21 protein-coding genes and 1 tRNA gene are annotated in these 24,252 nt (G+C 38.0%); 9 read left to right on the top strand and 13 right to left on the bottom strand.

Annotated elements, in window-relative coordinates:
- Positions 1–7: 7 nt before the first annotated feature.
- Positions 8–673 carry a fimbrial biogenesis chaperone gene (locus B6258_RS16070; RefSeq protein ID WP_099076101.1) on the bottom strand — a complete coding sequence of 222 codons (666 nt, stop codon included), beginning with the start codon at positions 671–673 and terminating at the stop codon, positions 8–10.
- A 52-nt stretch (positions 674–725) separates the two neighbouring features.
- Positions 726–1,340 (bottom strand): fimbrial protein, encoded by a 615-nt coding sequence (locus B6258_RS16075; protein ID WP_099076102.1) that lies wholly within the window; start codon positions 1,338–1,340, stop codon positions 726–728.
- Positions 1,341–2,732: 1,392 nt separating this feature from the next.
- Here B6258_RS16075 and B6258_RS16080 point away from each other — a divergent pair.
- Complete coding sequence (locus B6258_RS16080) at positions 2,733–4,049, top strand: sodium-dependent transporter (RefSeq protein ID WP_099076103.1); 1,317 nt, start codon at positions 2,733–2,735, stop codon at positions 4,047–4,049.
- 102 nt (positions 4,050–4,151) lie between these two features.
- Here B6258_RS16080 and B6258_RS16085 read toward each other — a convergent pair whose 3' ends face one another.
- The 4 genes from B6258_RS16085 to B6258_RS16100 form a co-directional block, all read right to left on the bottom strand.
- Positions 4,152–5,522 (bottom strand): class-II fumarase/aspartase family protein, encoded by a 1,371-nt coding sequence (locus tag B6258_RS16085; protein ID WP_099076104.1) that lies wholly within the window; start codon positions 5,520–5,522, stop codon positions 4,152–4,154.
- Between the two features lie 11 nt (positions 5,523–5,533).
- A complete protein-coding gene (locus B6258_RS16090) occupies positions 5,534–7,090 on the bottom strand; it encodes a PTS transporter subunit EIIC (protein WP_099076105.1) in 1,557 nt (518 codons plus the stop codon).
- A 316-nt stretch (positions 7,091–7,406) separates the two neighbouring features.
- Positions 7,407–8,147: a MurR/RpiR family transcriptional regulator gene (locus tag B6258_RS16095; protein ID WP_099076106.1), complete on the bottom strand. Its 741-nt coding sequence runs from the start codon at positions 8,145–8,147 to the stop codon at positions 7,407–7,409.
- Positions 8,148–8,361: 214 nt separating this feature from the next.
- A complete protein-coding gene (locus tag B6258_RS16100) occupies positions 8,362–8,607 on the bottom strand; it encodes a DUF2543 family protein (RefSeq protein WP_099076107.1) in 246 nt (81 codons plus the stop codon).
- Positions 8,608–8,731: 124 nt separating this feature from the next.
- Here B6258_RS16100 and B6258_RS16105 point away from each other — a divergent pair, with 124 nt between their 5' ends.
- On the top strand, positions 8,732–9,448 hold the full coding sequence (locus B6258_RS16105) for an RluA family pseudouridine synthase (protein WP_099076108.1): 717 nt from the start codon (positions 8,732–8,734) through the stop codon (positions 9,446–9,448).
- A gap of 10 nt (positions 9,449–9,458) precedes the next feature.
- Here the strand turns inward: B6258_RS16105 and B6258_RS16110 are convergent, their stop codons facing one another.
- Positions 9,459–9,941 (bottom strand): cold-shock protein, encoded by a 483-nt coding sequence (locus tag B6258_RS16110; protein ID WP_099076109.1) that lies wholly within the window; start codon positions 9,939–9,941, stop codon positions 9,459–9,461.
- 101 nt (positions 9,942–10,042) lie between these two features.
- Positions 10,043–10,576 (bottom strand): DUF2058 domain-containing protein, encoded by a 534-nt coding sequence (locus B6258_RS16115; RefSeq protein ID WP_099076110.1) that lies wholly within the window; start codon positions 10,574–10,576, stop codon positions 10,043–10,045.
- A gap of 183 nt (positions 10,577–10,759) precedes the next feature.
- On the opposite strand from B6258_RS16115, the gene yajD reads away from it, so the two are divergent.
- Positions 10,760–11,107 (top strand): HNH nuclease YajD, encoded by a 348-nt coding sequence (yajD, locus tag B6258_RS16120; protein WP_099076111.1) that lies wholly within the window; start codon positions 10,760–10,762, stop codon positions 11,105–11,107.
- 104 nt (positions 11,108–11,211) lie between these two features.
- A complete protein-coding gene (locus B6258_RS16125) occupies positions 11,212–11,574 on the top strand; it encodes a YibL family ribosome-associated protein (protein ID WP_099076112.1) in 363 nt (120 codons plus the stop codon).
- A 334-nt stretch (positions 11,575–11,908) separates the two neighbouring features.
- Here B6258_RS16125 and B6258_RS16130 read toward each other — a convergent pair.
- Positions 11,909–12,003, bottom strand: a tRNA-Sec gene (locus B6258_RS16130).
- Between the two features lie 241 nt (positions 12,004–12,244).
- On the opposite strand from B6258_RS16130, the gene prlC reads away from it, so the two are divergent.
- A complete protein-coding gene (gene prlC / locus B6258_RS16135) occupies positions 12,245–14,287 on the top strand; it encodes an oligopeptidase A (protein WP_099076113.1) in 2,043 nt (680 codons plus the stop codon).
- Positions 14,288–14,290: 3 nt separating this feature from the next.
- Positions 14,291–15,037, top strand: a complete 747-nt coding sequence (gene rsmJ / locus B6258_RS16140; RefSeq protein ID WP_099076114.1) for a 16S rRNA (guanine(1516)-N(2))-methyltransferase RsmJ — start codon at positions 14,291–14,293, stop codon at positions 15,035–15,037.
- A gap of 75 nt (positions 15,038–15,112) precedes the next feature.
- Here the strand turns inward: rsmJ and gdhA are convergent, their stop codons facing one another.
- Both gdhA and uspA read right to left on the bottom strand, forming a co-directional pair.
- A complete protein-coding gene (gene gdhA / locus B6258_RS16145; RefSeq protein ID WP_099076115.1) occupies positions 15,113–16,453 on the bottom strand; it encodes an NADP-specific glutamate dehydrogenase in 1,341 nt (446 codons plus the stop codon).
- 255 nt (positions 16,454–16,708) lie between these two features.
- Positions 16,709–17,140, bottom strand: a complete 432-nt coding sequence (gene uspA, locus B6258_RS16150; RefSeq protein WP_023583131.1) for a universal stress protein UspA — start codon at positions 17,138–17,140, stop codon at positions 16,709–16,711.
- 407 nt (positions 17,141–17,547) lie between these two features.
- Between uspA and uspB the strand changes: the two genes are divergently transcribed.
- Positions 17,548–17,880 carry a universal stress protein UspB gene (gene uspB / locus B6258_RS16155; protein WP_006534411.1) on the top strand — a complete coding sequence of 111 codons (333 nt, stop codon included), beginning with the start codon at positions 17,548–17,550 and terminating at the stop codon, positions 17,878–17,880.
- Between the two features lie 67 nt (positions 17,881–17,947).
- Here uspB and pitA read toward each other — a convergent pair whose 3' ends face one another.
- Entirely contained in the window at positions 17,948–19,447 is a 1,500-nt protein-coding gene (gene pitA, locus B6258_RS16160) for an inorganic phosphate transporter PitA (RefSeq protein ID WP_099076116.1), read from the bottom strand.
- Positions 19,448–19,756: 309 nt separating this feature from the next.
- Here pitA and B6258_RS16165 point away from each other — a divergent pair, with 309 nt between their 5' ends.
- Positions 19,757–20,971, top strand: coding sequence for a BaiN/RdsA family NAD(P)/FAD-dependent oxidoreductase (locus tag B6258_RS16165; RefSeq protein ID WP_099076117.1), 1,215 nt, complete (start codon positions 19,757–19,759; stop codon positions 20,969–20,971).
- A 603-nt stretch (positions 20,972–21,574) separates the two neighbouring features.
- A complete protein-coding gene (locus B6258_RS16170; RefSeq protein ID WP_099076118.1) occupies positions 21,575–22,276 on the top strand; it encodes a pirin family protein in 702 nt (233 codons plus the stop codon).
- Between the two features lie 173 nt (positions 22,277–22,449).
- Here the strand turns inward: B6258_RS16170 and pckA are convergent, their stop codons facing one another.
- Positions 22,450–24,069: a phosphoenolpyruvate carboxykinase (ATP) gene (gene pckA / locus B6258_RS16175; protein WP_099076119.1), complete on the bottom strand. Its 1,620-nt coding sequence runs from the start codon at positions 24,067–24,069 to the stop codon at positions 22,450–22,452.
- Positions 24,070–24,252: the final 183 nt, after the last annotated feature.

Consider the following 24,252-nt stretch of genomic DNA (forward strand, 5'->3'; position numbering starts at 1 on the left):
TTATTAATTATAGTTTATATGAATATTCAATTTCTGCACCAAGATCATTCAAGAAAAATACCGAAACAGAGCCATTTTCTTTTACTTTATTTAATGCTAATGATGAATTCGGTAAAATATAGCCTTTATTTTCAATATCATTACCATTGAAAACAACACGATTTATATTGATATAAAAAGGCGTCGGATTAACAATTTCAAACCCATCTTGATTTTTTTTCACCGAGATCAGTTTAAACTGCTTATCGATTGATTCATTTAACAGAACATCAGGTCTATAAATTAATTTAATCTTATTTGTAAATGAATAGTTAATGGGATTTGAATCACCCTCTTTTTTCTCAGGTGAAATAAATCTTACATTTATCCAATACATGGATTCCTTATCTTCTGGGAGATTAGCTACTTTAGTAATATTTATCGCATTTTTTTCAGAAGCACTAAGTTTAAAGATAGGTGGAGTCATAATAAAATGATCAGACTCTTTTCCCGTTAGGTCACTCACCCACGATTGTATAAGAAAATTTTCACCCGACGATGCTTCTGAATCATTGAAGGCAACAAATGACGTTTTAGCCTCATTTCCATGATAAACAACTCTCGTTGTTTCTAAGCCAAAACCGGCATAAGACGAAACAGAAAAAAAGAACAGTGCATAGATAATATTTTTCATATAGCCTCAAAAATGCCTTAGTTTTTAATTAAGGCACTTATCATAAAAATAATTACTTATATTCTAAGGTGTAGTTTAGATTGGCATCCGCACTGCCAGCCGTAACGACTTTTGTGTTATCCAGTTTTCTGTAATAAGGATAGAAGCTAATGCTTTTTGTTTTTCCTTCATCCATATGAATACCATCATTAACATAGTCTTTAGAATTTATAGGCTTCCCATTTATTGGAATAGCATTATCTAATAATCCTGCATCGGCTGTATGTTTATAAAGCACAACACCTACATTTGTGGCCACAGAATCAGATGTCAGCTTTAATACTTTATTATCTGTACCATTTTCAGTTGTGCCGTTGAGTGTCAGTATCAAATTCATTGTTGGCGGACACTCTTTAGCAAGAATAGTTACCTTGCCATCATGTGAGCTTTTAGATGCCCCCACTTCAGTATCTTGACCAATAAAAGCAGAAGTCGGATGACGTCCCATTTCGACAACAGGGTTTGGATTTGCTTCAATGTTGATATCGTTAATTGTAATCGTACATGTTGCTGTATAAATCTCACCTTGGAAGTTAATCGTTCCTGATTGATTAACGGTACCATCAGCAAATACAGTCGAAGAGGCTAAAACAAGTAACGCGGGAAGACATTTTTTATATGCAATCATTTTCTATAACCATACTTAGTTTTTTAAGATAGCTAATCATATATAGCAGAAAGCGTATTACCTGAAAGTACATCTGTGATAGTTGTATATTAAATATCAATTTAATATACAGCTTAAACACACTCCTTTAAAAAAGATTCAAACCGCCCTTCTATATATTCTTTTTTCGATTAGCGCGAGAAAAATAACAATGAGTTAATAACCATACATCAATAAGTAATAGCACTCAAAAATGGAAATGCAATAAAACGTAATAAAAATAACATTGATTAAAAATACAAAATAACGACAAAACAAAATTATTAAGATAAAAACTCTATTTTACCCTTATGAGAAAAACAACCATGCACAACCAACAACAACAGCGAAAAACAAAAAAGCAATAAGAATAACCCTATAAAACACACTTTAAATCATTATTAAATCATTTGTTTGTACTTTTTTATTTACAATGAAATCATTTAATTGCAGAATATAAAAATCAAACGATTGTTTTATAAATAATAATCTAAAAAAGAATAGTTTCTTAAAATCACTTTAGTATCAAAAGGTTGAATTATTTATTTTTCGAATGAAAATAAAAAAACACACTACACCCTCAAAAATAAATATTGATTAAAAATAAAAAATTAACATAAGAAAGCGCCTATTAAATAAACTTAAAGAAAAATAGAAAATCCACACATATGACTTACGGCAATATTAAATATAATAAACAAATTTCAACCATCTCCTATAAAGATAATATTTTTTTACAAATGATAACAATTTAACTTTAATTGATAGTCAAAAAAAGAATAGTTTGTTTATAAAAAAAATAAAAAATTAAACTCAAAATAAACCTAAAAAAATAAGAATGTCTTTTATATAACCTCCATTATCAACTTATATATATTCTATTATTACTTGAGAAATAGACTCCTTTAAGAATAAAAAATTAGACTCTATTATTATTATATTCTCTTTTCACACCCCCCACTCATCAAAAAGAACGCAATGACTGAGCACATCCCAAAAGAGGTAAAATAATGCTTTCTTTAATCTGTTTTTGTGATATAACAAAAGGGTTGATTCTTAGCAGTGAAAATCAATCAATCACTGCAACAAACCAAATTTCTATCAATAAAGAGCAAAAAGATGAATATGAACACCAATAACCGACTCTTAGGCCTAAACCTACTACTCCTTCGTTAGGTGGCCGAGCACGTTCATTTTTTTGCAAAAGCCACCAGTAAGGTGGCTTTTTGTTGTGCTCCTACTGGTGGAACTGTCTTTTAGGGGAGTTTCTATAATGTTTAGTTTCACCATTAGGATGATGAGTTACAACGTCTTACCAATAAGCCACCGTATGACAATTGCCTCTATTACTCATTCGATAACACAGGAGGCAAAATGAGCCAGCAATGGACATCACGAGTCGGCCATATCTTAGCAGCCGCAGGCTCTGCAATCGGTATTGGCGCAATCTGGAAGTTTTCTTATGTCGCAGCCAATAATGGTGGCGGTGCATTTTTAATTGTCTTCTTATTATTTAGTTTTGTGATCGGACTTGCTGTATTGCTCGCTGAGAATATTTTGGGTAGTAGCACACACGCTGAAGCCGTTAACGCATTTAAAAAAATGATGGGACGTAATTGGGTCATCATTGGCGTTATTGGTGTATTCAGTTCATGGTGTATTTATAGCTTCTATAGTGTTGTCGGCGGTTGGACAATTGGCTATACCGTAATGGCGGCAACAGGTCAGTTGAATATTACCGATAGCGCTGAATTAACAGGTATTTTTACCCGCTTTATTAGTGATCCTTTATGGCCTATTTTGGCTCACCTTGCCTTTGCTGGATTAACCTGTTTTGTCGTTTTAGCAGGTGTACAACGTGGATTAGAAAAAGCCGTCAAAATCATGATGCCTATGTTATTTATCATTATGATTTTATTGATTATTGTCGGCATCAGCTTACCCGGTTCTTCGGAAGGTTTAAAATTATTTTTATACCCTGATTTCAGTAAGTTAACACCTCAAGGCGTATTAGATGCATTAGGGTTAGCCTTCTTTTCACTGTCTATCGGTTTAGGTATTCACATCACTTACAGTGCTTATTTAGCGGATAATAAAGGTATCGCTAACTCCAGTATGTGGGTCGTTATTTTGTCTTGTATGGTGTGTGTACTTGCTGGATTAATGATTTTCCCTGCATTATCTGCCGCAGGCTTAGAGCCTAATGCTGGCCCCGGTTTAACCTTTATGACAATGCCAGTTTATTTTGCCAACTTGCCCGGTGGTAATATTTTAGCAGTGACTTTCTTTGTCTTATTATTAATGGCAGCGTTAACCTCTGCAATTTCATTACTTGAGCATATCGTCGCTTACGTACAAATGCGTTTTCAATGGACTCGTCGTCGTGCCGGATTAGTGGTTACAGCCTCTATTATGTTGATGGGTATTCCAGTGTCATTATCTTTCGGACCTATGAGTGATGTGACACTGGGGGGCAAAACCGTCTTCGATTTATTAGATTACCTGACTTCTAATATTTTGATGCCATTGTTTGGTATTGCAATGTGTTTGATCTTTGGTTGGTCTCGTAGAGCGAATGCCTTTATTCCTGAAAATATCACTGGATTAAAACGTCAAAGCTTATTATTGGTATGGCGTTATATTGGTCCAATTTGTATCGGTATTATTTTAGTTCATGGATTGATTGGCTAGAAAAACCCCCTGCAAAAACAGGTTATTCATAAAAAATAGCCACTCAAAATGAGTGGCTATCGACTTAACTGATAATGATTTATTTATGGATACTTGATGACTTTATTTATAGCTTTGTTTAATTTCTTGAGAAATCGCTAGTCCACGTTTTGCTTCTTTTTCAGCAAGTTCAACGGATAAACCGATATAAGAACGAGGATCAAGCATTGCCTTAATTTCATCTGCATTAAAGGCGGCGGTAATGGTTTCATTCTTCATCAGATTAGTGTAAAAATCCTCGCCGTCTGCTGCCGTTTTAATGGCTTCTTCATATAACAGTGAATGCGCTTTATCTTTACCTAATTTTTCTGCCATTTTCATCATAACGTATTCGGTATTATCTAAACCCTTATTTCTCATCACGTTATGTAGCATTCTCTCTTCATGAGGAACGATGGTTCTTGAAAGCTCTTCCGTTCTTAATAAAATTTCTGTTGTTAATTCTAATGCTTCTTCAATTAAGCCATCGAATAACATGTAAGAACTGCTGTCACCTTCATAAGGTCTGACCGCAGAGTACATCCCCACATTCGGTAAGGAATACAGTTTCTGTGAGTTAGCAATAATGCCTTTCGCTAATTTTGGATTAATTTTATGAGGCATTGTGCTACTACCCACCGTGCCTTTTGTAAACCCTTCAGAAACCTCAGCAATCTCTTCTAACGTGGTGCTATACACTTCCTCACCCATTTTATGGCAGATATTTGCCATCAATGCCAAGTTCATCATGTACTCTAATTTATGCGTACTGAGGTTACGAGAGGGTACTTCCATTGCTTGCATACCCACTAATTCAGCAACGCGTTTTTGTACTTTCATTCCCACTTCTGGCATTGAGTTAAAAGCACCTACTGCGCCACCCATCATAATGGTGAATACACGCTTCTCACTCTCTTTCATACGCTGGTAGCAATCAATAAAATCGCTGATCCACACTGAAACTTTATACCCGTAAGTAATCGGAATAGCATGGCGACCGTGCGTTCTACCTGCCATCACCATATGTTTTGTTTTTTCAGCGAGATTTGATAAATTTTCGATGATCTCGCTTAACAACAACATAAATTTGTTGTGTACCGTTTTCATCATATACAGCTGTGAACTTTGCTGTATATTTTGCGTGGTAATGCCGTAGTGCACATATTTACCACTCTCTTCAGAACAGGCATTCACCAGTACTTTTAAGAACGGTACAAAGCCATGACCGATTTTTTGATAAATACGATTCATCTCTTCGAAATCGATATTCTCAATAATCGCTTTTTCTTTAATTTCATCTGCGGCAGACTGTGGAATAAAACCGTATTCAGCTTGTGCTTGCGCTAACATGGCTTCAAACATCAACCAAGTTGAATATTTAGCTTCATTGGACAGCAGATTTTTTATACCGCGATCGTCGATTGTTTTACTTTTAGAATCGTATAACGCTCTCATCATGTATCCTTTTATTTCTTCATTGCTTCATCAACAGCATTGCGAACAAACTCGACTTTAGGGCCATAAACGACATGGACATGGTTTGCTGCCGGAAAGAAGAATGCTGTACAGCCAGACTCCAACATCAATTCTTTATCTATTTGATTAACTTCATTAATATCAATACGTAATCGTGTAATACAGTTATCAACATTACGAATATTTTGTTTGCCACCTAACGCTTGAATTAAAATCTCTGCAATTTCGCCATAACGTTTTTCTTTGATTAGCGTATTTTTCATATTGCTTGATTCTTCTCTACCCGGCGTTTTGATATCAAATTTGACGATAGCCCAGTAGAAAATGAAGTAGGTCACAACAGCCAGTGCGCTACCAATCAGCACTAAGAAGATCCAGTTAGTGTGTTCGTACAGTAAACCAAAGATAGTGAAGTCAAAGACAGTGCCTCGGATATAACCGATTGCAACACCCGCAAAAGAGAGCAGAACTGCACCAATACCCACAATAATCGCGTAAATTAAATAAAGTAACGGTGCGATAAAGACGAAAGTAAATTCAAGAGGTTCTGTAACGTTACCTAACATTGCCGTTAAGACCATCGTCACCAACATCGATTTAACTTCAGCGCGGTTCTCTTTTTTCGAGGTTTTATAAATCGCTAATGCAATCGCAGGGAACAGGAACAGCGTAACCAGCATCTGTTGCTGAGCCATAAAACGCGTTAGGCTTGGCATCATTGCCCAATATTCACTGCTTGGCCCTTGATTAAATAACACTTCTGTCATTGCTGGAACAACGCCCACATAGGTTTGTCCATCAATCACATAAGAACCACCGGCTTCAGTAAATCGAAACAGAACGTTCCACACATGGTGTAAACCAAATGGAATAAATAGACGCTCACCACCCGCGGTAAAAAAAGGCCCGACAGGACTTAAGAAGACAGCCGAGAGCTTAGTTAAGCCCATGACTAAGACTTCCCAAATAAATGGCAGTAATGCACCCACGCCAATCATTAATCCGACCATAATGATGGCGACAGATTTTTTCCCAGAGAAGAAGGCAAATGCGGTAGGAAGTTCAAGATTATAGAATTTGTCGGTTGCCCATGCGGCAATTAATCCCGTGATAATCCCCCCTGCGGCACTAATATTCATGGTTTGTATACCAAGCACCTTGATTTGCCCCACCTGCGTCATAATCGCAGGATCAGCAAGCTTCCCTGTCAATACCAGCCAGATATTGATAGTGCTTATCAAAGTTAAGTAGCCGACAACGGAGGCAAAGACGGCTATCCCCTTATCTTTGTGACTCATACCATATGCCACACCCATTGCAAATAAGAGTGGGATATTGTCAAACACCACACCCGCAATAGAACGAATACTCACTAATAAAGCATTGACTGTTTCATTTCCTAGAAAAGGAAAGCGTGCAATCATATAAGACTGAACAAGAGCACCACTGATCCCCAGTATCATACCAATAGGTGCTAACACGCCGATTGGTAGAAGTAGGGTTCTACCAAAGCGCTGAATAGATTCGCTGAACTTTTTTCTGGCCATATTTGTTTCCTTATGACTTCTCGAATATAAAAGAATTACCGAGGTACTCTATCTTAGGGATTATAGGAAATGAATGACGCACTGGTTTTAAATATTATCTCAGGTCATATTTTATGACTTAGGTCTTTTTATTAAATATCGACTTAATAAAGAACAGCAAATAAATAATATTTATTTTAAGATTTAGAAGTAAGATTGAAAAGAAAGGCTATTTTAAAATAAACGGTGATTAATCTAAGCGGATATATTAATACTGTTCACACTTTAATAATTAAAAAGAGGATCTCATAAATCATAGAAATACTGTTATCTCTTTTTAAAGTAGATTTTCCAACTCATTAATCAATAAATCCACCAGCATAAAAAAGCCAATACGGGATTTGGTATCATCTTTTTTTGTATCATGGTTATCAGCGAAACAAAATAGAGCATGAGTTGCATAAGTGGTTAATTCATTGGTATTAAATGCTGTCATGCTAATGATGTTGGCATCTTTTAACTGCACGATTTTTGCTGTCTCGATAATTTTCTTAGTGCCACCAGAAAGAGAGATAAAGATCACCGTGTCGTCTTCATTAACAAGACGTGTAAACGAATCAGATAAGTTGTAATCATTAATAAAAAAGCAATGTAGACCTAGTGCAAACAATAGGTGTTCAAGGTAATACCCTACGGCTTTACTCGTGCCTCTTGCAACAATAAAAATATTCCTAGAGTGGCGTAAGGTTTTTGCACACTCCTGAATTTGTTCTTCATTAATTAAGGTAAATGTTTTATGTATGTTTTTTTCTAATTGTTTTTTATATGAAGTAACGGTTGTTTTTTCTGTCTTATTTTTCGTTAAGATATAATTATTAATTTGGAATTTAAGCTCTTTAAATCCACTAAACCCTAACTTTTGCGATAAATTAATGATAACTGTTTTTGATACAAAGGTTTTAGCGACTAAATCATTAATATTTAAATACGGAATATCCGCAATATTATCGGTGAGATATTTTAATACTTTCTTTTCGCTGATCGTTAAATTGTCATAATTTTTTAAAAAATCCAGCATATCTCACCCAATAAATTAATCTAAACTATCTTATGAAAACAGCAAGCTTATGAAAACAGCAAACATCAAAAAAGCAGTTCTGTGCTTTCTGCGAGTTTATGTGAAATAAAATACATAACAAGTATACGTTAAATCATACAGTTATGTAGGATCAGAGTGGTATTTTGTGAATTAGGATAATATTGAGCCCATTTTTTAATGAGCCCAATACATGTTATTCATTACCCCAACGATTTAGAAATTCAGCGATATCATCAATGCGATTTTTATCAATACCCGCTTCTTTTGCCATCTCTTGTTGTGCGTTTTCGCTAATTTCTTCGTTATTCATTAATCGTGTAAGGAGTAACTGGAAATAGAGAGCAAGCGCATCTTCTTCTGTCTCAACAACCGGCTTTGCAGATTCCATCGCATACTCTTCGACCATATCATAATATTTAAAGTGGATTTCATTATTCATAAGTTGTCCCCAAGGATTAACGTTTATAGTCATTATATTCAAATTATTAAGAGTATATCTCTACATTCGCCTGATAACCTAAAATTCGCTATCATCCACTTCCTTCTTTTTTGCGGATACGCTGATGTCTACGATTATCGATACTTTTATTGCTCCACCTTGCCATGATGAAATCGAGATCCTTTATCAAGACGAGCACTTAGTACTTATCAACAAACCGACAGGATTACTGAGCTTGTCAGGAAAAAATCCACAGAATATCGATTCGGTACATTATCGATTAGTGAAGCTATTTCCAGGGTGTACTCTTGTTCATCGACTTGATTTTGGCACATCCGGATTGATGCTTGTAGCGCGCAATAAAGCAATCAATGCGCTTTTGTGTCAGCAATTTAGCCAACGTAGTGTAACAAAAATATACAGCGCATTACTGTGTGGGCATTTAGATGAGAATGAAGGAATAATCGATGCGCCAATAGCAAAAGATCCTGCTCTGTTTCCACGTATGTCGATTTGCCCTGTGAATGGCAAACCTGCACGCTCTCGTTATCACGTTATTGAGCGTTTTTATCATACGCGAGAAGGTGGAACATTATTGCCTTTAACGCGGGTGCAATTTACGCCTGAAACAGGGAGAACGCATCAACTTCGTATTCACAGCCAATTTATAGGGCATCCTATTTTAGGTTGTGATTTATATGGTGGGTGCGACAAAGGTTTAATTAATGAAATGGAAAGAACTGAACGGACTCCGCGGCTTATGCTTCATGCAAGTGAACTTCATTTTGTCCACCCCATTAGCCAAGCACCAATAAAAGCATGCTGCGAGAGCCCGTTTTAAATATCAATATTTACAGTTTAAGCGCTTTTACTGTTTCATCGATATCGAGTTCATCTTCAGTAAAAACAATTTCTGTTCCGTGCATTGTGGTGATCGCAAGTTTTCTCAACGTGCGCATATTATTGGTATCATCCGCTGATTTTGGTTTGATACTATTCATTAAAGCACCGACAGAAAGTACGGTGTTTTCTTTATTGATATGTGTATCTGCAGATACCTCTTCACTATAAATTCGAAATGATTTAATGGATGTCAGCTTAACTCGCTCACCTGCAATATAGACATATTTGCTATCTGGGATCACTTTCACCGCGTAAGCAGACAAACCTTTGGTATTTGTGGTTGGTTCAAACGTGACATTTGCATCTGTCTTTATCAAAGCAGGGTTGGCAACTTTAATCACATGAAAATAACGGTTATCACCGTTTTCATCTTTAATAAATCCAAAACCTTTATCTTCAAACCACTTTGTGATTATTCCGTTCATTGCCATTATCGCCTACCTAATCGTTTATCTACAAAAATTTCCAGACGCAGTATAAAGCACAATGCTTATACAGACTATGTCTTTGAGCTAATAAGCGACTTTGCTTATTACCACATTAAATCATCTGGGATTTTAAAATCAGCATAAGGATCGTCTTCATCTTGTTCTTTTTCGCTAAGTGCATTATTTAACAAGATACAGTCCACATCTCTTTGTGTAATTTTATCCGCGACACTGGCTGGAATAATTGCATATTCGGTTTTATCTGCATTATCCAGACGAGCAATAGCGAGACGTCCACTGATCAATTGAGATTGTGTCAGTTTATCCACCACAATATTTTTAATCACATTATTGTCAGTGAAATTAAAATCAATATCGCCTTTGGCTGGCGTAATTCTATTCATCTCAATAAGTTGCTTAACTTGCGCTTTATATTCTTTAGATAAAACAGCTTGTTTCTGTTGCTCACTAAGCAGCTTATCCCGCTCAAGTTGCGCTTTTTTATTTTCTTCTACCGCTTCTCTTGCTTCTCGTGCTTGAACTCGTGATTTTTTTGCCGTTCTTTGGACTTTTGCCATTTTTTTACTGGTCACAAGCCCTGCTTTTAACATTTGTTCTTGTAAGGTAAGTTTTGCCATTTTTATGCCTAAATCTGCTCAATAATTTTTGAAATTATACCTGTAATTTCCAAGAGTGCATCAGGTTGTGAGGTTGATGGTTTATATAGGAAAATAGACAGCGCAACATTTGAACCAATGAGTGCATTCAGAGTATATTGGAAACATTATTGTAAAGATGCGCTATAAGAGGTGATATTAACAATGGCTCTGATCCCAAAAAACTATGCACGGTTGGAAAGTGGCTACCGTGAAAAAGCACTGAAAATCTACCCGTGGGTATGTGGGCGTTGTGCGCGTGAATTTGTCTACTCAAACCTACGTGAACTCACCGTTCATCATATTGATCACGACCATACCAATAATCCAGAAGACGGCAGTAACTGGGAGTTATTGTGTCTATTTTGCCATGATCATGAACATTCAAAATACACCGAAGCAGACCAATACGGTACAACGGTTGTTGCCGGCGAAGATGCACAAGATGATGTAGGTGCAGCCACTTATAATCCTTTTGCTGATTTAAAATCGATGATTAATAAGAAAAAATAGTGAATGTGATATCTACTTTGATGCAAGCAATCCGCCCTTTTTTACGCTCCTATGCAGAATAGTGTATACTTGCTAACAAGAAATTTGTTCACGGTTAATTAATAATGAAAGAAATCGAAAAAGCAAAAATCAAACTCCTTAGCGACCGTTTAGACCTTATTCGTCACAAGATGGCAAATATCTCGCTGGCGGACGAAGCGGAAAAATACGCCGAGTTTGAGAAAGAAAAAGTAGAACTGGAAACTGAAATCGTTCGTCTGAAAGCCTTACGTAACAATAAGCTCAGTAAAGAAGCACAAAAATTAGAGAATATGCCCTTCAAACGCCTCATCACTAAGAAAGAACAAGCGGATATTGGCAAACTGAAGAAAGCGGTACGAGGCTTGATAATTGTCCATCCAATGACCGCATTAGGCCGCGAAATGGAACTAGAAGGTATGACCGGTTTTTCTAAGACAGATTTCTAGTTAAAAAATTAACCCCATTCAAGCCTGTAATTCTCGACGAATACTGAAAGATTATGTGGCGTGTATTACAACTAAGCCGATTGATTACTTTCCAATAGAACCATCCGAAAATTTCGGATGGTTCTGTTTTAAGCAAGTTTCCCTACAGAGAAAACATCTAATTTGATGCTCATTAATTGTATGGGTATCTTTATCATATCATTCAAAAATTTCAGCCTGTGTATTCAAAAAAATAAAGGTGCCTGTAAATAGATAATAAACTTATTATTTTACCAAAAATCAATACGATAAAGAGATAACAAGAGGTTTTATTGGGAAGTGATGAAATAAGAAGTGGCGGAAGATCACAGGAGTCGAACCTGCCAAGGACCGCTGGCGGCCCCATCTGGATTTGAAGTCCAGCCGCCCCACCGGGGACGATGATCTTCCATTTTTAAATGGGTCAAAAGGAAATAATGGGATGATTATACGCTGAATTATTTTTAATCCCAAGTGCATCAAATCAATAAAAGTTCTTTCAAATAAAATAATCCCGTTTTTGAGTAAAACCTCGGATAATTACCGCGATACTATTGAACTTATACAGTTTCATCCTCATCTTACTATCTATAACGAATAAACTCAGTGGTGTGTTTTACGTCACTGCAAACCAAAATACAGGATGTTTTTTATGTCAAATCCATTACTTAGCACAACGGGATTGCCTGCATTTTCCCTTATCAAACCAGAACATGTTGTCCCTGCGCTAAAAGAAGTTTTAACCACATATCGCCAAACCGTCGAAAAATTACTGGCGGATAATACTCAATTTAACTGGGATAACCTTTGCCAACCATTAGCAGAGGCAGGTGATAAACTTTCTCGTGTTTGGTCCCCCGTTAGCCATTTAAATTCAGTTAAAAACAGTGCTGAACTGCGTGAAGCATATGAACAAAGTTTACCGTTGCTATCTGAATTCAGTACATGGATGGGACAGCACGAAGGCTTATATCAAGCTTATAAATCAATAAAAGAAAGTGCTGATTTTAATGCCTTAACTCAACCACAGAAAAAAGCGATTGAAAACGCATTACGTGACTTTGAATTATCCGGTATCGGTTTACCAAAAGAGAAACAGCAGCGTTTTGGTGAAATCAGTGCGCGTATGTCTGAGTTAGGTGCTAAATACGGTAATAATGTATTAGATGCCACAATGGGTTGGTCTAAATTAATTACTGATGTAAAAGATTTATCCGGTATGCCTCAAAGTGCTATTGATGCCGCAAAAGCGATTGCACAAGCGAAAGAGCAAGACGGCTATCTGTTAACACTTGATATGCCAAGCTATCTCCCTGTTATGACTTACGCAGATAATCGTGAACTGCGAAAAGAGATGAGCATCGCTTATAGTACGCGTGCCTCTGATCAAGGCCCAAATGCAAATCAGTGGGATAATAGCGAAATTATTGCCGAGATCCTCGCATTACGTCACGAACTCGCTCAATTGCTTGGTTTTAAAAATTACGCTGAAAAATCACTTGCCACTAAAATGGCAGAATCTCCCGAGCAAGTCCTTAGCTTTTTAACTGACTTAGCACAACGCGCTCACCCACAAGGTAAAGAAGAGTTGGCGGAGTTAACTCAATTTGCCAAAGAACACTATGGTGTTGATAAATTAGAATCATGGGATCTGGCTTACTACAGCGAAAAGCAGAAACAACACCTTTTCTCAATCGATGATGAACAACTACGTCCTTACTTCCCTGAACAACGCGCTTTAAGTGGCTTATTTGAAGTCGTTCATCGTATCTATGGTTTAACAGCCAAAGAACGTAATGACATCGACACTTGGCATGATGATGTCCGTTTCTTTGAGCTTTATGATGAAAGCAATACTTTACGTGGTAGCTTCTATCTTGATTTATATGCACGTGAACACAAACGTGGTGGCGCTTGGATGGATGACTGCATGGGAAGAATGCGCCATGCTGATGGCTCACTACAAAACCCTGTTGCTTACCTCACTTGTAACTTCAATAAACCTGTAGGCGATAAACCTGCGCTATTTACTCATAATGAAGTCACCACGCTGTTCCATGAATTTGGTCATGGTTTGCATCATATGTTGACGCAAATTGATACTGCCGATGTTGCAGGCATTAATGGTGTACCATGGGATGCCGTTGAATTACCAAGCCAATTTATGGAAAACTGGTGCTGGGAGCCTGAAGCGTTAGCCTTTATTTCTGGTCATTATGAAACTGGCGAGCCATTACCACAGGCAATGCTTGATAATATGCTCAAAGCAAAAAATTATCAGTCAGCGATGTTTGTATTACGCCAATTGGAATTTGGTTTGTTTGATTTCCGTTTACATGCAGAGTATGACCCAGCAAAAGGCGCTTGTGTAATGGAAACCTTAACCCAAGTGAAAGAACAAGTTTCTGTTGTTCCTTCAACGCCTTGGGCTCGCTTCCCCCATGCCTTTAGCCATATTTTTGCAGGTGGGTATGCAGCCGGTTATTACAGCTATTTATGGGCTGATGTCCTAGCAGCTGATGCATTCTCTCGCTTCTCTGAAGAAGGCATTTTTAACCGTGAAACGGGTCAATCATTCCTTGATAATATTTTAACTCGTGGTGGTTCAGAAGAGCCAATGGAGCTGTTCAAACGCTTCCGTGGTCGTGAGCCGAAACTTGATGCTATGCTCAAAGGCTACGGCATTAAAGGATGATATGTGAATATCTGCTTACTTTGTGAAGAAGGCGCTGATAACAGCGCCTTATCTGATTTAGCGCAACGTTGGGGATTAGTTCACGACGAAACGCAAACCATGGCTTTAGTCTTAACGCCTACCCACCTTGAATTACGCAAACAAGATGAACCTAAATTAGGTGGTATCTATGTGGATTTCGTTGAAGGCACAATGGCACATCGTCGTAAATTTGGTGGCGGTCGAGGTGAGGCGGTAGCAAAGGCTGTTGGGATCAAAAAAGATTATTTACCGGATGTTGTTGATGCAACAGCAGGGCTTGGTCGAGATGCATTTGTCTTGGCGTCTATTGGTTGCAAAGTCAGAATGGTAGAGCGTCACCCAGTCGTTGCTGCATTACTTGAAGATGGTCTAAAGCGTGCTTATCTTGATGCTGACATCGGTGAATGGATGCGAGAGAGAATGACGTTAATTCATGCCTCCTCTGCCCAAGCACTCACTGAGATCACACCGCCTCCTGATGTTGTCTATCTTGATCCAATGTATCCACATAAGGCGAAAAGCGCATTAGTGAAAAAAGAGATGCGAGTGTTTCAATCTTTAGTTGGTGCCGATGAAGATGCAGATGCACTGCTAGAACCCGCAATCACTTTGGCAAAAAAACGTGTTGTGGTAAAACGCCCTGATTATGCAGAACCATTAAATAATCAGCCCGCACACGCCAATGTAACGACAAAAAATCACCGTTTTGATATTTATCCTTGTGTGTAACCACTTACATGCAAGTAAAGCTGAGTTTTTCTGGAATCTGACGGGTGTTTAACACCCGTTCAGAATAGATAAAATTTACAGTACACCTTGTGCCAACATTGCATCAGCGACTTTAACAAAGCCTGCAATGTTCGCGCCTTGAATATAGTTAGTTTGCTTACCTTCACCGCCATAATTCACACAAGCATGGTGAATATCTAACATGATGTGATGTAAGCGAGCATCCACTTTCTCTGCTTTCCAACTTAAACGTGCTGCATTCTGTGCCATCTCCAAACCCGAGGTTGCAACACCACCAGCATTAGCTGCTTTACCTGGTGCAAAAAGGACACCGGCTTCGATAAAGGCATCTGTTGCTGCAATGGTTGTTGGCATATTTGCACCTTCAGCAACGGCTCTCACACCATTTTTGATAAGTACTTTAGCTGCGTCTAAATCTAACTCATTTTGTGTTGCACAAGGCAAAGCAATATCAACAGGAACCGCCCAAGGTTGTTGCCCTTCAAGATACGTTAAGCCAAATTCTTTTGCGTACTCTTCAACACGACCGTAATTATTTTTAATTTCAGTGAGTCGAGCGAGTTTTTCAGTGGTAAACCCAGCTTCATCAACCACCGTACCACCTGAATCTGATGCCGTTATTACTTTAGCGCCTAACTCTAAACATTTTTCGATAGTGAACTGTGCAACATTCCCTGCGCCAGAAACCGCCACACGCATTCCCTCAAGAGACATACCATGACGTTTAAGCATCGCATTAGTAAAGTAAACTAAACCGTACCCAGTGGCTTCTGGGCGGATTAAACTGCCACCAAATGAAAGACCTTTACCTGTAAATACACATTCATTGCTATTAGACAGCTTTTTCATCATGCCTGCCATAAAGCCCACTTCTCGTGCACCCACACCAATATCACCCGCTGGAACATCCGTATTGGCGCCTAAATGGCGATAAAGTTCAGTCATCAGTGCCTGACAAAAACGCATCACTTCCCCATGACTTTTGCCTTTAGGATTAAAATCAGAACCACCTTTGGCTCCGCCCATTGGCAATGTCGTTAATGCATTTTTAAATGTTTGCTCAAAACCTAAGAATTTTAGGATCGAAAGATTGACTGATGGATGAAAACGCATACCACCTTTGTAAGGTCCAATGGCTGAGTTAAATTGGATACGCCAAGCGCGGTTAACTTGCACTTGCCCTTTATCATCTAACCAACAGACGCGAAACTGAATAATACGTTCAGGCTCAACTAAGCGCTCAAGTAATGATTGTTCACGATATTGTGGGTTTTTCTCTAAAAAAGGCCACAAAGTGGTAAAAACTTCACGAACTGCCTGATGATACTCAGGCTGATGAGCGTTATATTTTTCTACCTCTTCTAAAAACGAAGATAATGAGCCAGATATATTCATTCAGCTATTCCTTTTTGGTGTAATGTGATGTTGGCATAACCTCATTTATTCGGAATATTTTTGGGTTTTGTGAGGTTGATGTTGTTTTGCTTCTTGAATATATCATTAAAATACATTCACACTTCAAGACATTTTTTTCACAATTAGACAAAAAAAAAAGGTTGACTCAGTTTAACATCAGGAAAAATAGGAATTTTAGGCAAAAAAATACCTGCATAAGCAGGCATTTTTTTTGCTTAAACAAGCAAGCGATTATTATTCATCATCTTTCAGAGGAACAATTAGCATATCAACATGCACAGTATTAATGAGTTGGCGTGCTGATGACATCAATTTGCTCCAGAAGTCTTGGTGATGACCACAAACGACTAAATCCATATCGTATTTCTTAATCGCATCAACCAGAACTTGACCTAGATCGCCACTACCACTCAAGGTTTCTTGAATTTCATAACCCGATTTATCAGAGAGATCTTTTAACGCGTTACGGGTTTCATCAGTAATACGTTGTTGCATATCACCGAGGTTGACATCAATTAGACCGGTATAAAGATCAGAGTAGTTAACATCAACGTGAATTAAGGAAACTTTGGCATTATAGGGTTTTGCCATAGATACAGCTTTCTGTACTAAGACGTTACTCTCAGGGGATAAATCAACTGCCACTAGAATATGCTTATAAGCCATCGTGAACTCCTTCCATAAGCTGATTAATCGGTTGGAAAGGCAGTTAAGCCTAAATCCTATGTATTAAATATAACGTTTTAAGATGAAAGTTAGATGTCGCCTTGATCACAACTTATGTCAAATTCATCAAGAAAACATCTATCGATAAATAACAATATACACCATTTTAGATTAGCACGATGTTATTCACCGACAATATCATCATAATAATGAGAATTGAGTATAAAAAACAACAAAAACACCCTTTTAGAGTTATTTTTTATCTTTTTTTCTGAAAAAGGAAACAACTTGAAAAAGTCACTTTTGTTTATTGCTTAATTTCACCTAAACTTAAATTAGAGAAAAAAGTAACCTTTCATGGGTAAAGGTTTTCTCATCTCAGAATCTATTATTCTAGGGAGGGGATTATGTTTAATGTCATTGTTGTCTTTTGGGCGCTATGTATTCTTTGCCTGATTAATATGATGCGTTATTTTTCATCTATTCGGGTATTACTCACAATACTGCGCCAATCTGATCCTTTGCTCTACCAATCGGTGGATGGCAATGGATTTTTTACTATGCATGGACAATTTTCAAAGCAGTTACGGCTTATCCGCTATATCAATCAACGTCAATATATCAATCATCATAATCCTGAGGTCATTATGCGTTGCGAGCGAATTTATCGGCAATTTTATCTTGTTAGCCGTTTTTGCATTTTGGCTGTCGCAAGTTTAATTGCGATGCTTTTCTGGTAGCGACAAAAACAAAAAAACGGTGACTAAAAGTCACCGTTTATAAATAAACTTGGCTAATTTACTGTTATCAACTATTCACAATAAAAGTAAGTGATATCCAATAGAGTAAACCTGATAAACCAATGCTAACGGGTAATGTTAAGATCCAAGCCAATGCAATGTTTTTCACTGTCTTCGTTTGAACACCACCACCATCAACAATCATCGTACCTGCAACTGCAGATGACAGAACTTGTGTTGTTGATACAGGCATACCCGTATAACTTGCTACACCGATGGAAACTGCGGCTGTTACCTGAGCAGAAACCCCTTGAGCGTAAGTCATACCTTTTTTACCAATTTTCTCACCAATGGTTACTGCAACGCGTTTCCAACCTACCATTGTCCCGATAGAGAGCGCTAATGCCACTGCGATAATGATCCAAATCGGAGCATATTCCACCGTGTTTAGCAGGTCACGACTCAATGTTTTTAAGAACCGTGCATCTTGGGCGCTAGTTTCTGGTAATTTAGCCACTTCTGTTGCGGTATCAGCGATACACATAAGTAATCGACGCATTTGAGCACGCTGGTCTGCAGTTAGCTCGTCATAAGAGCCAATATTTGCAAGCATCTGTTCTGTTTGATTCAGAACAATTGGCGTTCTTGCGCTATTACAATGGAAATCTGTATCACTAGCATCAGCTTGTGCTGGTACTACTGGTGTATTATCAATAGCATGCTGTAGCGCTGGCTGATGTTTCTCATAATATTGTTGTAAGTGTACAACGGCATCATGAGTTTTGGTGATATCGTATCCGCTCGCACTCATATTGACGACAAAGCCCGCAGGCGCCACGCCAATTAATACCAACATGATAAGACCGATACCTTTCTGCCCATCATTTGCACCATGAGAGAAACTCACCCCAACGGCTGATAAAATCAGTGCAGTACGGGTCCAAAATGGCGGCTTACGCTTACCATCTTGCTTCTCACGTTCAGCCGGTGTCAGGTGAATACGGCGACGTTTTTTCGTACCACTCCAGTAACGGCGCAGTAAGAAAATCATCGCGCCCGCAATAACCAAGCCGATAATTGGTGAAAGAATGAGTGATAGGAAGATACTGATCATTTTTGGTATGTTTAATGCGTCAACGATAGACGAATCTGTCACGATAGCATTTGTTAAACCAATACCAATGATAGCACCTATCAGCGTATGTGAACTTGATGCTGGAATACCGAAATACCATGTACCTAAGTTCCAGATAATGGCGGCTAACAGCAACGAGAAGACCATGGCAAGGCCATGAGCTGAGCTCACATTCAGCAGAAGATCTGTCGGTAACAAGTGAACGATAGCATAAGCTACGCTCAATCCACCGAGCAAAACTCCAAGGAAATTAAATACACCCGCCATCACGACCGCAAATTGCGCACGCATAGCACGAGTATAGATAACAGTTGCTACCGCATTTGCGGTATCATGGAAGCCGTTAATAGCTTCATAAAATAGCACAAATAGCAGTGCTAAAACCAACATCAACCCTGTATGAAATTCTAGGTCAGTAAACAAATGTAGCATAGACGTTAAGCCAGTTAGTTGGACATGAACGCGGCGCATTATCAGCGACAAATGCGAACGGTGGAAGCGAAATTTAACCTTTTTTTGATTTGATAACCAAGAAAATTAGAGCCTTTTTAAGATAATTCCTTATATATCATTCAATTAATAAAAATAAAAAAAAAGTAAATTTCTGACAATTTTTTTCCTTGCTAATAAGAATTTAGGTGAAAAATGCAGATTTCTCCATATAATTTTACAAAAACACTCTGATTTTACGCGAAAATCATTGATTAAGTAGTCAGAGAAAACCAAGAACGAGACATCATTGTGGGATCATACGATACAGTAATTATAGGTGCAGGTGCCGCGGGGCTTTTTTGTGCGTCTTTAGCAGGACAAGCAGGATTATCTGTTTTAGTCCTCGATAATGGCAAAAAAGCAGGTCGTAAAATTCTAATGTCAGGGGGGGGGCGTTGTAATTTCACTAATATGTATATCGAACCTTCGGCGTATTTATCAGAGAACCCTCATTTTTGTAAGTCAGCACTTGCTCGCTATACACAATGGGATTTTATTGAATTAGTGCAAAAATATAACATCGCCTACCATGAAAAAACGTTAGGACAGTTATTTTGTGATGATTCAGCACAGCAAATTGTTGATTTGTTACTCACTGAATGTCAAAAAGGGAAAGTAAGTGTTCGCTTACGTAGTGAAGTCACGCAAATCGAGAAAACAGATGTAGGCTTTACTATTTTTGTTGATGGGAAAGCGATCACAACACCTTCCGTGGTGATTGCCAGTGGTGGCCTTTCTATGCCCGGTTTAGGGGCTACTCCTTTTGGCTATAAAGTTGCAGAGCAATTTGGGCTTTCTGTTTTACCCACTCGCGCAGGATTAGTTCCTTTTACTTTACATAAACCCCAGCTTGAGCAATTCAGCCAACTATCCGGCGTAGCTGTACCCGCTAGGGTGACGGCAAAAAATGGGACAAGTTTTAAAGAAAACATCCTTTTTACGCACCGTGGTCTTTCAGGCCCTGCTATTTTGCAAATCTCTAGTTATTGGCAATCAGGTGAGTATGTAAGTATTAACTTACTTCCGAGTATTAATCTTGAAAGCCTTCTGCAAGAAAAACGCCTAGAACATCCGAATCAATTATTAAAAAATACGCTTTCTCGCTTATTACCAAAGCGTTTTATTGAAATAATGATAGAAAACAAACAGTTACCTGATATTTCTCTGACTCAACTTAGTAATGAACGTATTACGCAAATTGCAACGTTACTACAAGAATGGCAAGTTCAGCCCAATGGTACTGAGGGATATCGCACCGCAGAAGTCACACTAGGCGGCGTAGATACTCGCGCCCTTTCCTCTAAAACAATGGAAGCCACAAAAGTAAAAGGACTCTATTTTATTGGAGAAGTGGTTGATGTGACGGGTTGGTTAGGTGGATATAACTTTCAATGGGCATGGAGTTCAGCTTATGCCTGTGCGCAGAGCCTTATCTCAACACCAAAATCGACCTTTATTGAGTAATAATAAATAAATTTGTAAATATGAAAGTTATAAATATCAGTTTTATAATTCGATAAACTTATAAGTTATACACAATAAAAACCAGCCATCATCAATCAGAGATGGCTTTTTCTTCTTATCTTTCTCAGTAGAAATTCAAAATGCTTTATACACCTTCCTTTTCTCTGGTTTTATGTCCACATTTCTCTTCTTTTTCCTATAAATACCCCCATAAAGAATATTGTTAACTATTTGGTTATATTACTGTTTTAAAAAATGATTAAAATAAAACAACTCGTTAATCAGTAAGTTAAAACTTTTTTGGCGCTTTTTTCTAATTTGCTTAAAAAAAGCGCTTTACAAATGATACTGAGAACCATTATCATTAATAACACTTTCAGATGCACCACCTTCAGGGTCATATGAAAGAACGACATTGCTCACATTGCTTCCAGTGTTTTACTTTAGCCAGCCGGGTGCTGGCTTTTTCTTTTCTAGAACTTGTTCGATGTTTTTGTTTTCTCTTATTCAAATTATTTGGATCCTCAGGTTAAATTCCTCCGCTTTTTTACTTTGCGCTATTGAGTAAACTGTGTTCAATAACTTCAGAGAAGGAAACACATTATGATTTATCTACGCAAAGCAAATGAAAGAGGACACGCTAATCATGGTTGGCTAGATAGCTGGCATACTTTCTCTTTCGCAAATTATTACGATCGTGATTTTATGGGATTTTCTGCCCTACGAGTGATTAATGAAGATCGCGTAATACCCGGTGAAGGTTTTGGTACTCACCCACATAAAGACATGGAAATTTTAACCTATGTGCTTGAAGGTAATATCGAGCATAAAGACAGCATGGGTAATAAAGAAAATGTTCCCGCAGGTGAGTTTCAAATAATGAGTGCAGGTACAGGTATTACTCACTCAGAATATAATCCGAATAGTGATAAAGGACTGCATTTTTACCAAATTTGGATTATGCCAAATACCGTCGGTATCACACCACGTTACGATCAACGTCGTTTTGATACGACAGTGAGCAAACAACTTATTTTATCGCCAGACGCCCGTGATGGCTCTTTAAAAGTATTCCAAGATATGACGTTATGGCGCTGGAACCTGAAAAAAGGTGAAGAAGCACAATATCAAGCTGAAACAGGTCGTCATGTTTGGCTACAAGTCGTGAAAGGCAAAATAACGATTAATGACATTATTGCGACCACCAGTGATGGTGTGGCAATTGCTAATGAAGATATGATCCGTTTTGTTGGTGACGAGGACAGTGAAATTTTACTGTTTGATTTACCTCCTGTAACAGCATAGTTGGGTTACCTACCCTCTAAAGTCACTTTTTCTCTAATAAATTATTTCACTTTATTTTCTATTCCCTGAAATATTCTCGCATTTCAGGGATTTTTTTATCTCAAAGATCTCAAATAAAAAAACACCAAAATCACGTCCTATGAGTTTGGTGTTTTTATTCATGCTAATAAAAATTAACGTTTGGGCCCAACTTTAGTCAACGCTTGACCCGCTGGAGTATCCGTATATTTATCGAAGTTTTTCACAAAGCGATCAGCAAGATCGTCTGCTTTGGTATCCCATTGCGTTTTATCAGCATAAGTATCACGAGGATCTAAGATTTCGCTGTTAACGCCCGGCAGAGCGGTTGGGATCTCTAAATCAAATACGGGTAATGTTTTCATTGGTGCTTTATCAATATCACCATTTAAGATGGCATCAATAATAGCGCGTGTATCTTTAATCGAGATACGCTTACCTGTACCGTTCCAACCTGTATTAACCAAGTAGGCTTTTGCACCTGATGCTTGCATACGTTTTACCAATACTTCGGCGTATTGTGTTGGATGCAGAGATAAGAATGCCGCACCAAAACAAGCTGAGAATGTTGGCGTTGGCTCGGTCACACCACGTTCAGTTCCCGCTAGTTTAGCGGTGAAGCCTGATAAAAAGTGGTATTGCGTCTGTTCTGGTGTTAAACGTGAAACAGGAGGTAACACACCAAAAGCATCCGCTGTTAAGAAAATGACTTTCTTAGCGTGACCTGCTTTAGAAACGGGTTTAACAATATTATCGATATGATAAATAGGATAAGAAACACGGGTATTTTCTGTTTTCGAACCATCATCGAAATCAACAGAGCCGTCAGATAACACAACCACGTTTTCTAACAGTGCATCGCGTTTAATTGCACCATAGATATCGGGTTCCGCTTCTTTTGATAAGTGGATTGTTTTCGCATAACAGCCACCTTCAAAGTTAAACACGCCGTCATCATCCCAACCATGTTCATCATCACCAATTAGCTTACGCTTAGGATCGGTTGAAAGGGTTGTTTTACCGGTGCCTGATAGGCCAAAGAAAATAGCAACATCACCACTTTCGCCAACGTTTGCGGAGCAGTGCATAGAAGCCATACCTTTAAGAGGAAGGAAGTAGTTCATCATTGAGAACATCCCTTTCTTCATCTCGCCACCGTACCAAGTCCCACCAATTAACTGAATGCGTTCAGTTAAATTGAAAGCAACGAAGTTCTCTGAATTCAGACCTTGTGCCTTCCAATTTGGATTTGTACATTTTGCTCCGTTCATCACAATGAAGTCTGGTGTGAAATTCTCCAACTCTTCTTGTTCAGGACGAATAAACATATTTTTAACAAAATGCGCTTGCCAAGCAACTTCTGTGATAAAACGAACTTTCAAACGTGTATCCGCATTCGCACCACAAAATGCATCAACAACAAACAAACGTTTGCCTGATAGCTGATTGGTTACTAATGATTTTAAGTCAGTCCACACTTCTTGTGAAAGTGGCTTATTATCGTTCTTACCTTTACCCTGATCAGCCCACCATACGGTGTCACGAGTAACATCATCACGAACAATGTATTTATCTTTCGGAGAACGTCCAGTAAATATACCTGTATCAACGGCAATAGCGCCTAACGAGGTTTGTGTGCCTCGCTCGTAACCTGTTAATTCAGGCTTAGTTTCTTCATTAAATAACAGCTCATAGCTTGGGTTATAAATGATTTCACTCGTGTCCTTAATACCGTACTGCTGGAGATCCTTAGGGGTAAGACCTTTAACGCTCATAGTTTCGCTCCTGATAAATAGACCTTTCTACGAATAATATTAAGGTGTTACGAGTAATTAACAGCGATTGTTATCAATATTTTGAAAATTTATAATTTTTTTATGTTAAGAACGAGAGCTAATGCACAAAACTAAAGAAAAATTGTTGAATAAAAAAGGACGCAAAATAGCGTCCTTTTGATA

Origin of the sequence: Proteus alimentorum (genome assembly GCF_002607735.1) — a bacterium.
GTDB lineage: Bacteria > Pseudomonadota > Gammaproteobacteria > Enterobacterales > Enterobacteriaceae > Proteus > Proteus alimentorum.

What these genes read in the sequence shown, in the direction of transcription:
- yajD (WP_099076111.1), top strand. Translation starts at nt 10,760, where the DNA reads ATGGCTCTGATCCCAAAAAACTATGCACGGTTGGAAAGTGGCTACCGT.
- B6258_RS16085 (WP_099076104.1), bottom strand. Translation starts at nt 5,522, where the DNA reads ATGAGAGCGTTATACGATTCTAAAAGTAAAACAATCGACGATCGCGGT.
- B6258_RS16110 (WP_099076109.1), bottom strand. Translation starts at nt 9,941, where the DNA reads ATGGCAATGAACGGAATAATCACAAAGTGGTTTGAAGATAAAGGTTTT.
- prlC (WP_099076113.1), top strand. Translation starts at nt 12,245, where the DNA reads ATGTCAAATCCATTACTTAGCACAACGGGATTGCCTGCATTTTCCCTT.
- B6258_RS16105 (WP_099076108.1), top strand. Translation starts at nt 8,732, where the DNA reads ATGTCTACGATTATCGATACTTTTATTGCTCCACCTTGCCATGATGAA.
- uspB (WP_006534411.1), top strand. Translation starts at nt 17,548, where the DNA reads ATGTTTAATGTCATTGTTGTCTTTTGGGCGCTATGTATTCTTTGCCTG.
- B6258_RS16170 (WP_099076118.1), top strand. Translation starts at nt 21,575, where the DNA reads ATGATTTATCTACGCAAAGCAAATGAAAGAGGACACGCTAATCATGGT.
- B6258_RS16095 (WP_099076106.1), bottom strand. Translation starts at nt 8,147, where the DNA reads ATGCTGGATTTTTTAAAAAATTATGACAATTTAACGATCAGCGAAAAG.
- B6258_RS16090 (WP_099076105.1), bottom strand. Translation starts at nt 7,090, where the DNA reads ATGGCCAGAAAAAAGTTCAGCGAATCTATTCAGCGCTTTGGTAGAACC.
- uspA (WP_023583131.1), bottom strand. Translation starts at nt 17,140, where the DNA reads ATGGCTTATAAGCATATTCTAGTGGCAGTTGATTTATCCCCTGAGAGT.
- B6258_RS16070 (WP_099076101.1), bottom strand. Translation starts at nt 673, where the DNA reads ATGAAAAATATTATCTATGCACTGTTCTTTTTTTCTGTTTCGTCTTAT.
- B6258_RS16115 (WP_099076110.1), bottom strand. Translation starts at nt 10,576, where the DNA reads ATGGCAAAACTTACCTTACAAGAACAAATGTTAAAAGCAGGGCTTGTG.
- pckA (WP_099076119.1), bottom strand. Translation starts at nt 24,069, where the DNA reads ATGAGCGTTAAAGGTCTTACCCCTAAGGATCTCCAGCAGTACGGTATT.
- B6258_RS16125 (WP_099076112.1), top strand. Translation starts at nt 11,212, where the DNA reads ATGAAAGAAATCGAAAAAGCAAAAATCAAACTCCTTAGCGACCGTTTA.
- pitA (WP_099076116.1), bottom strand. Translation starts at nt 19,447, where the DNA reads ATGCTACATTTGTTTACTGACCTAGAATTTCATACAGGGTTGATGTTG.
- B6258_RS16080 (WP_099076103.1), top strand. Translation starts at nt 2,733, where the DNA reads ATGAGCCAGCAATGGACATCACGAGTCGGCCATATCTTAGCAGCCGCA.
- gdhA (WP_099076115.1), bottom strand. Translation starts at nt 16,453, where the DNA reads ATGAATATATCTGGCTCATTATCTTCGTTTTTAGAAGAGGTAGAAAAA.
- B6258_RS16075 (WP_099076102.1), bottom strand. Translation starts at nt 1,340, where the DNA reads ATGATTGCATATAAAAAATGTCTTCCCGCGTTACTTGTTTTAGCCTCT.
- B6258_RS16100 (WP_099076107.1), bottom strand. Translation starts at nt 8,607, where the DNA reads ATGAATAATGAAATCCACTTTAAATATTATGATATGGTCGAAGAGTAT.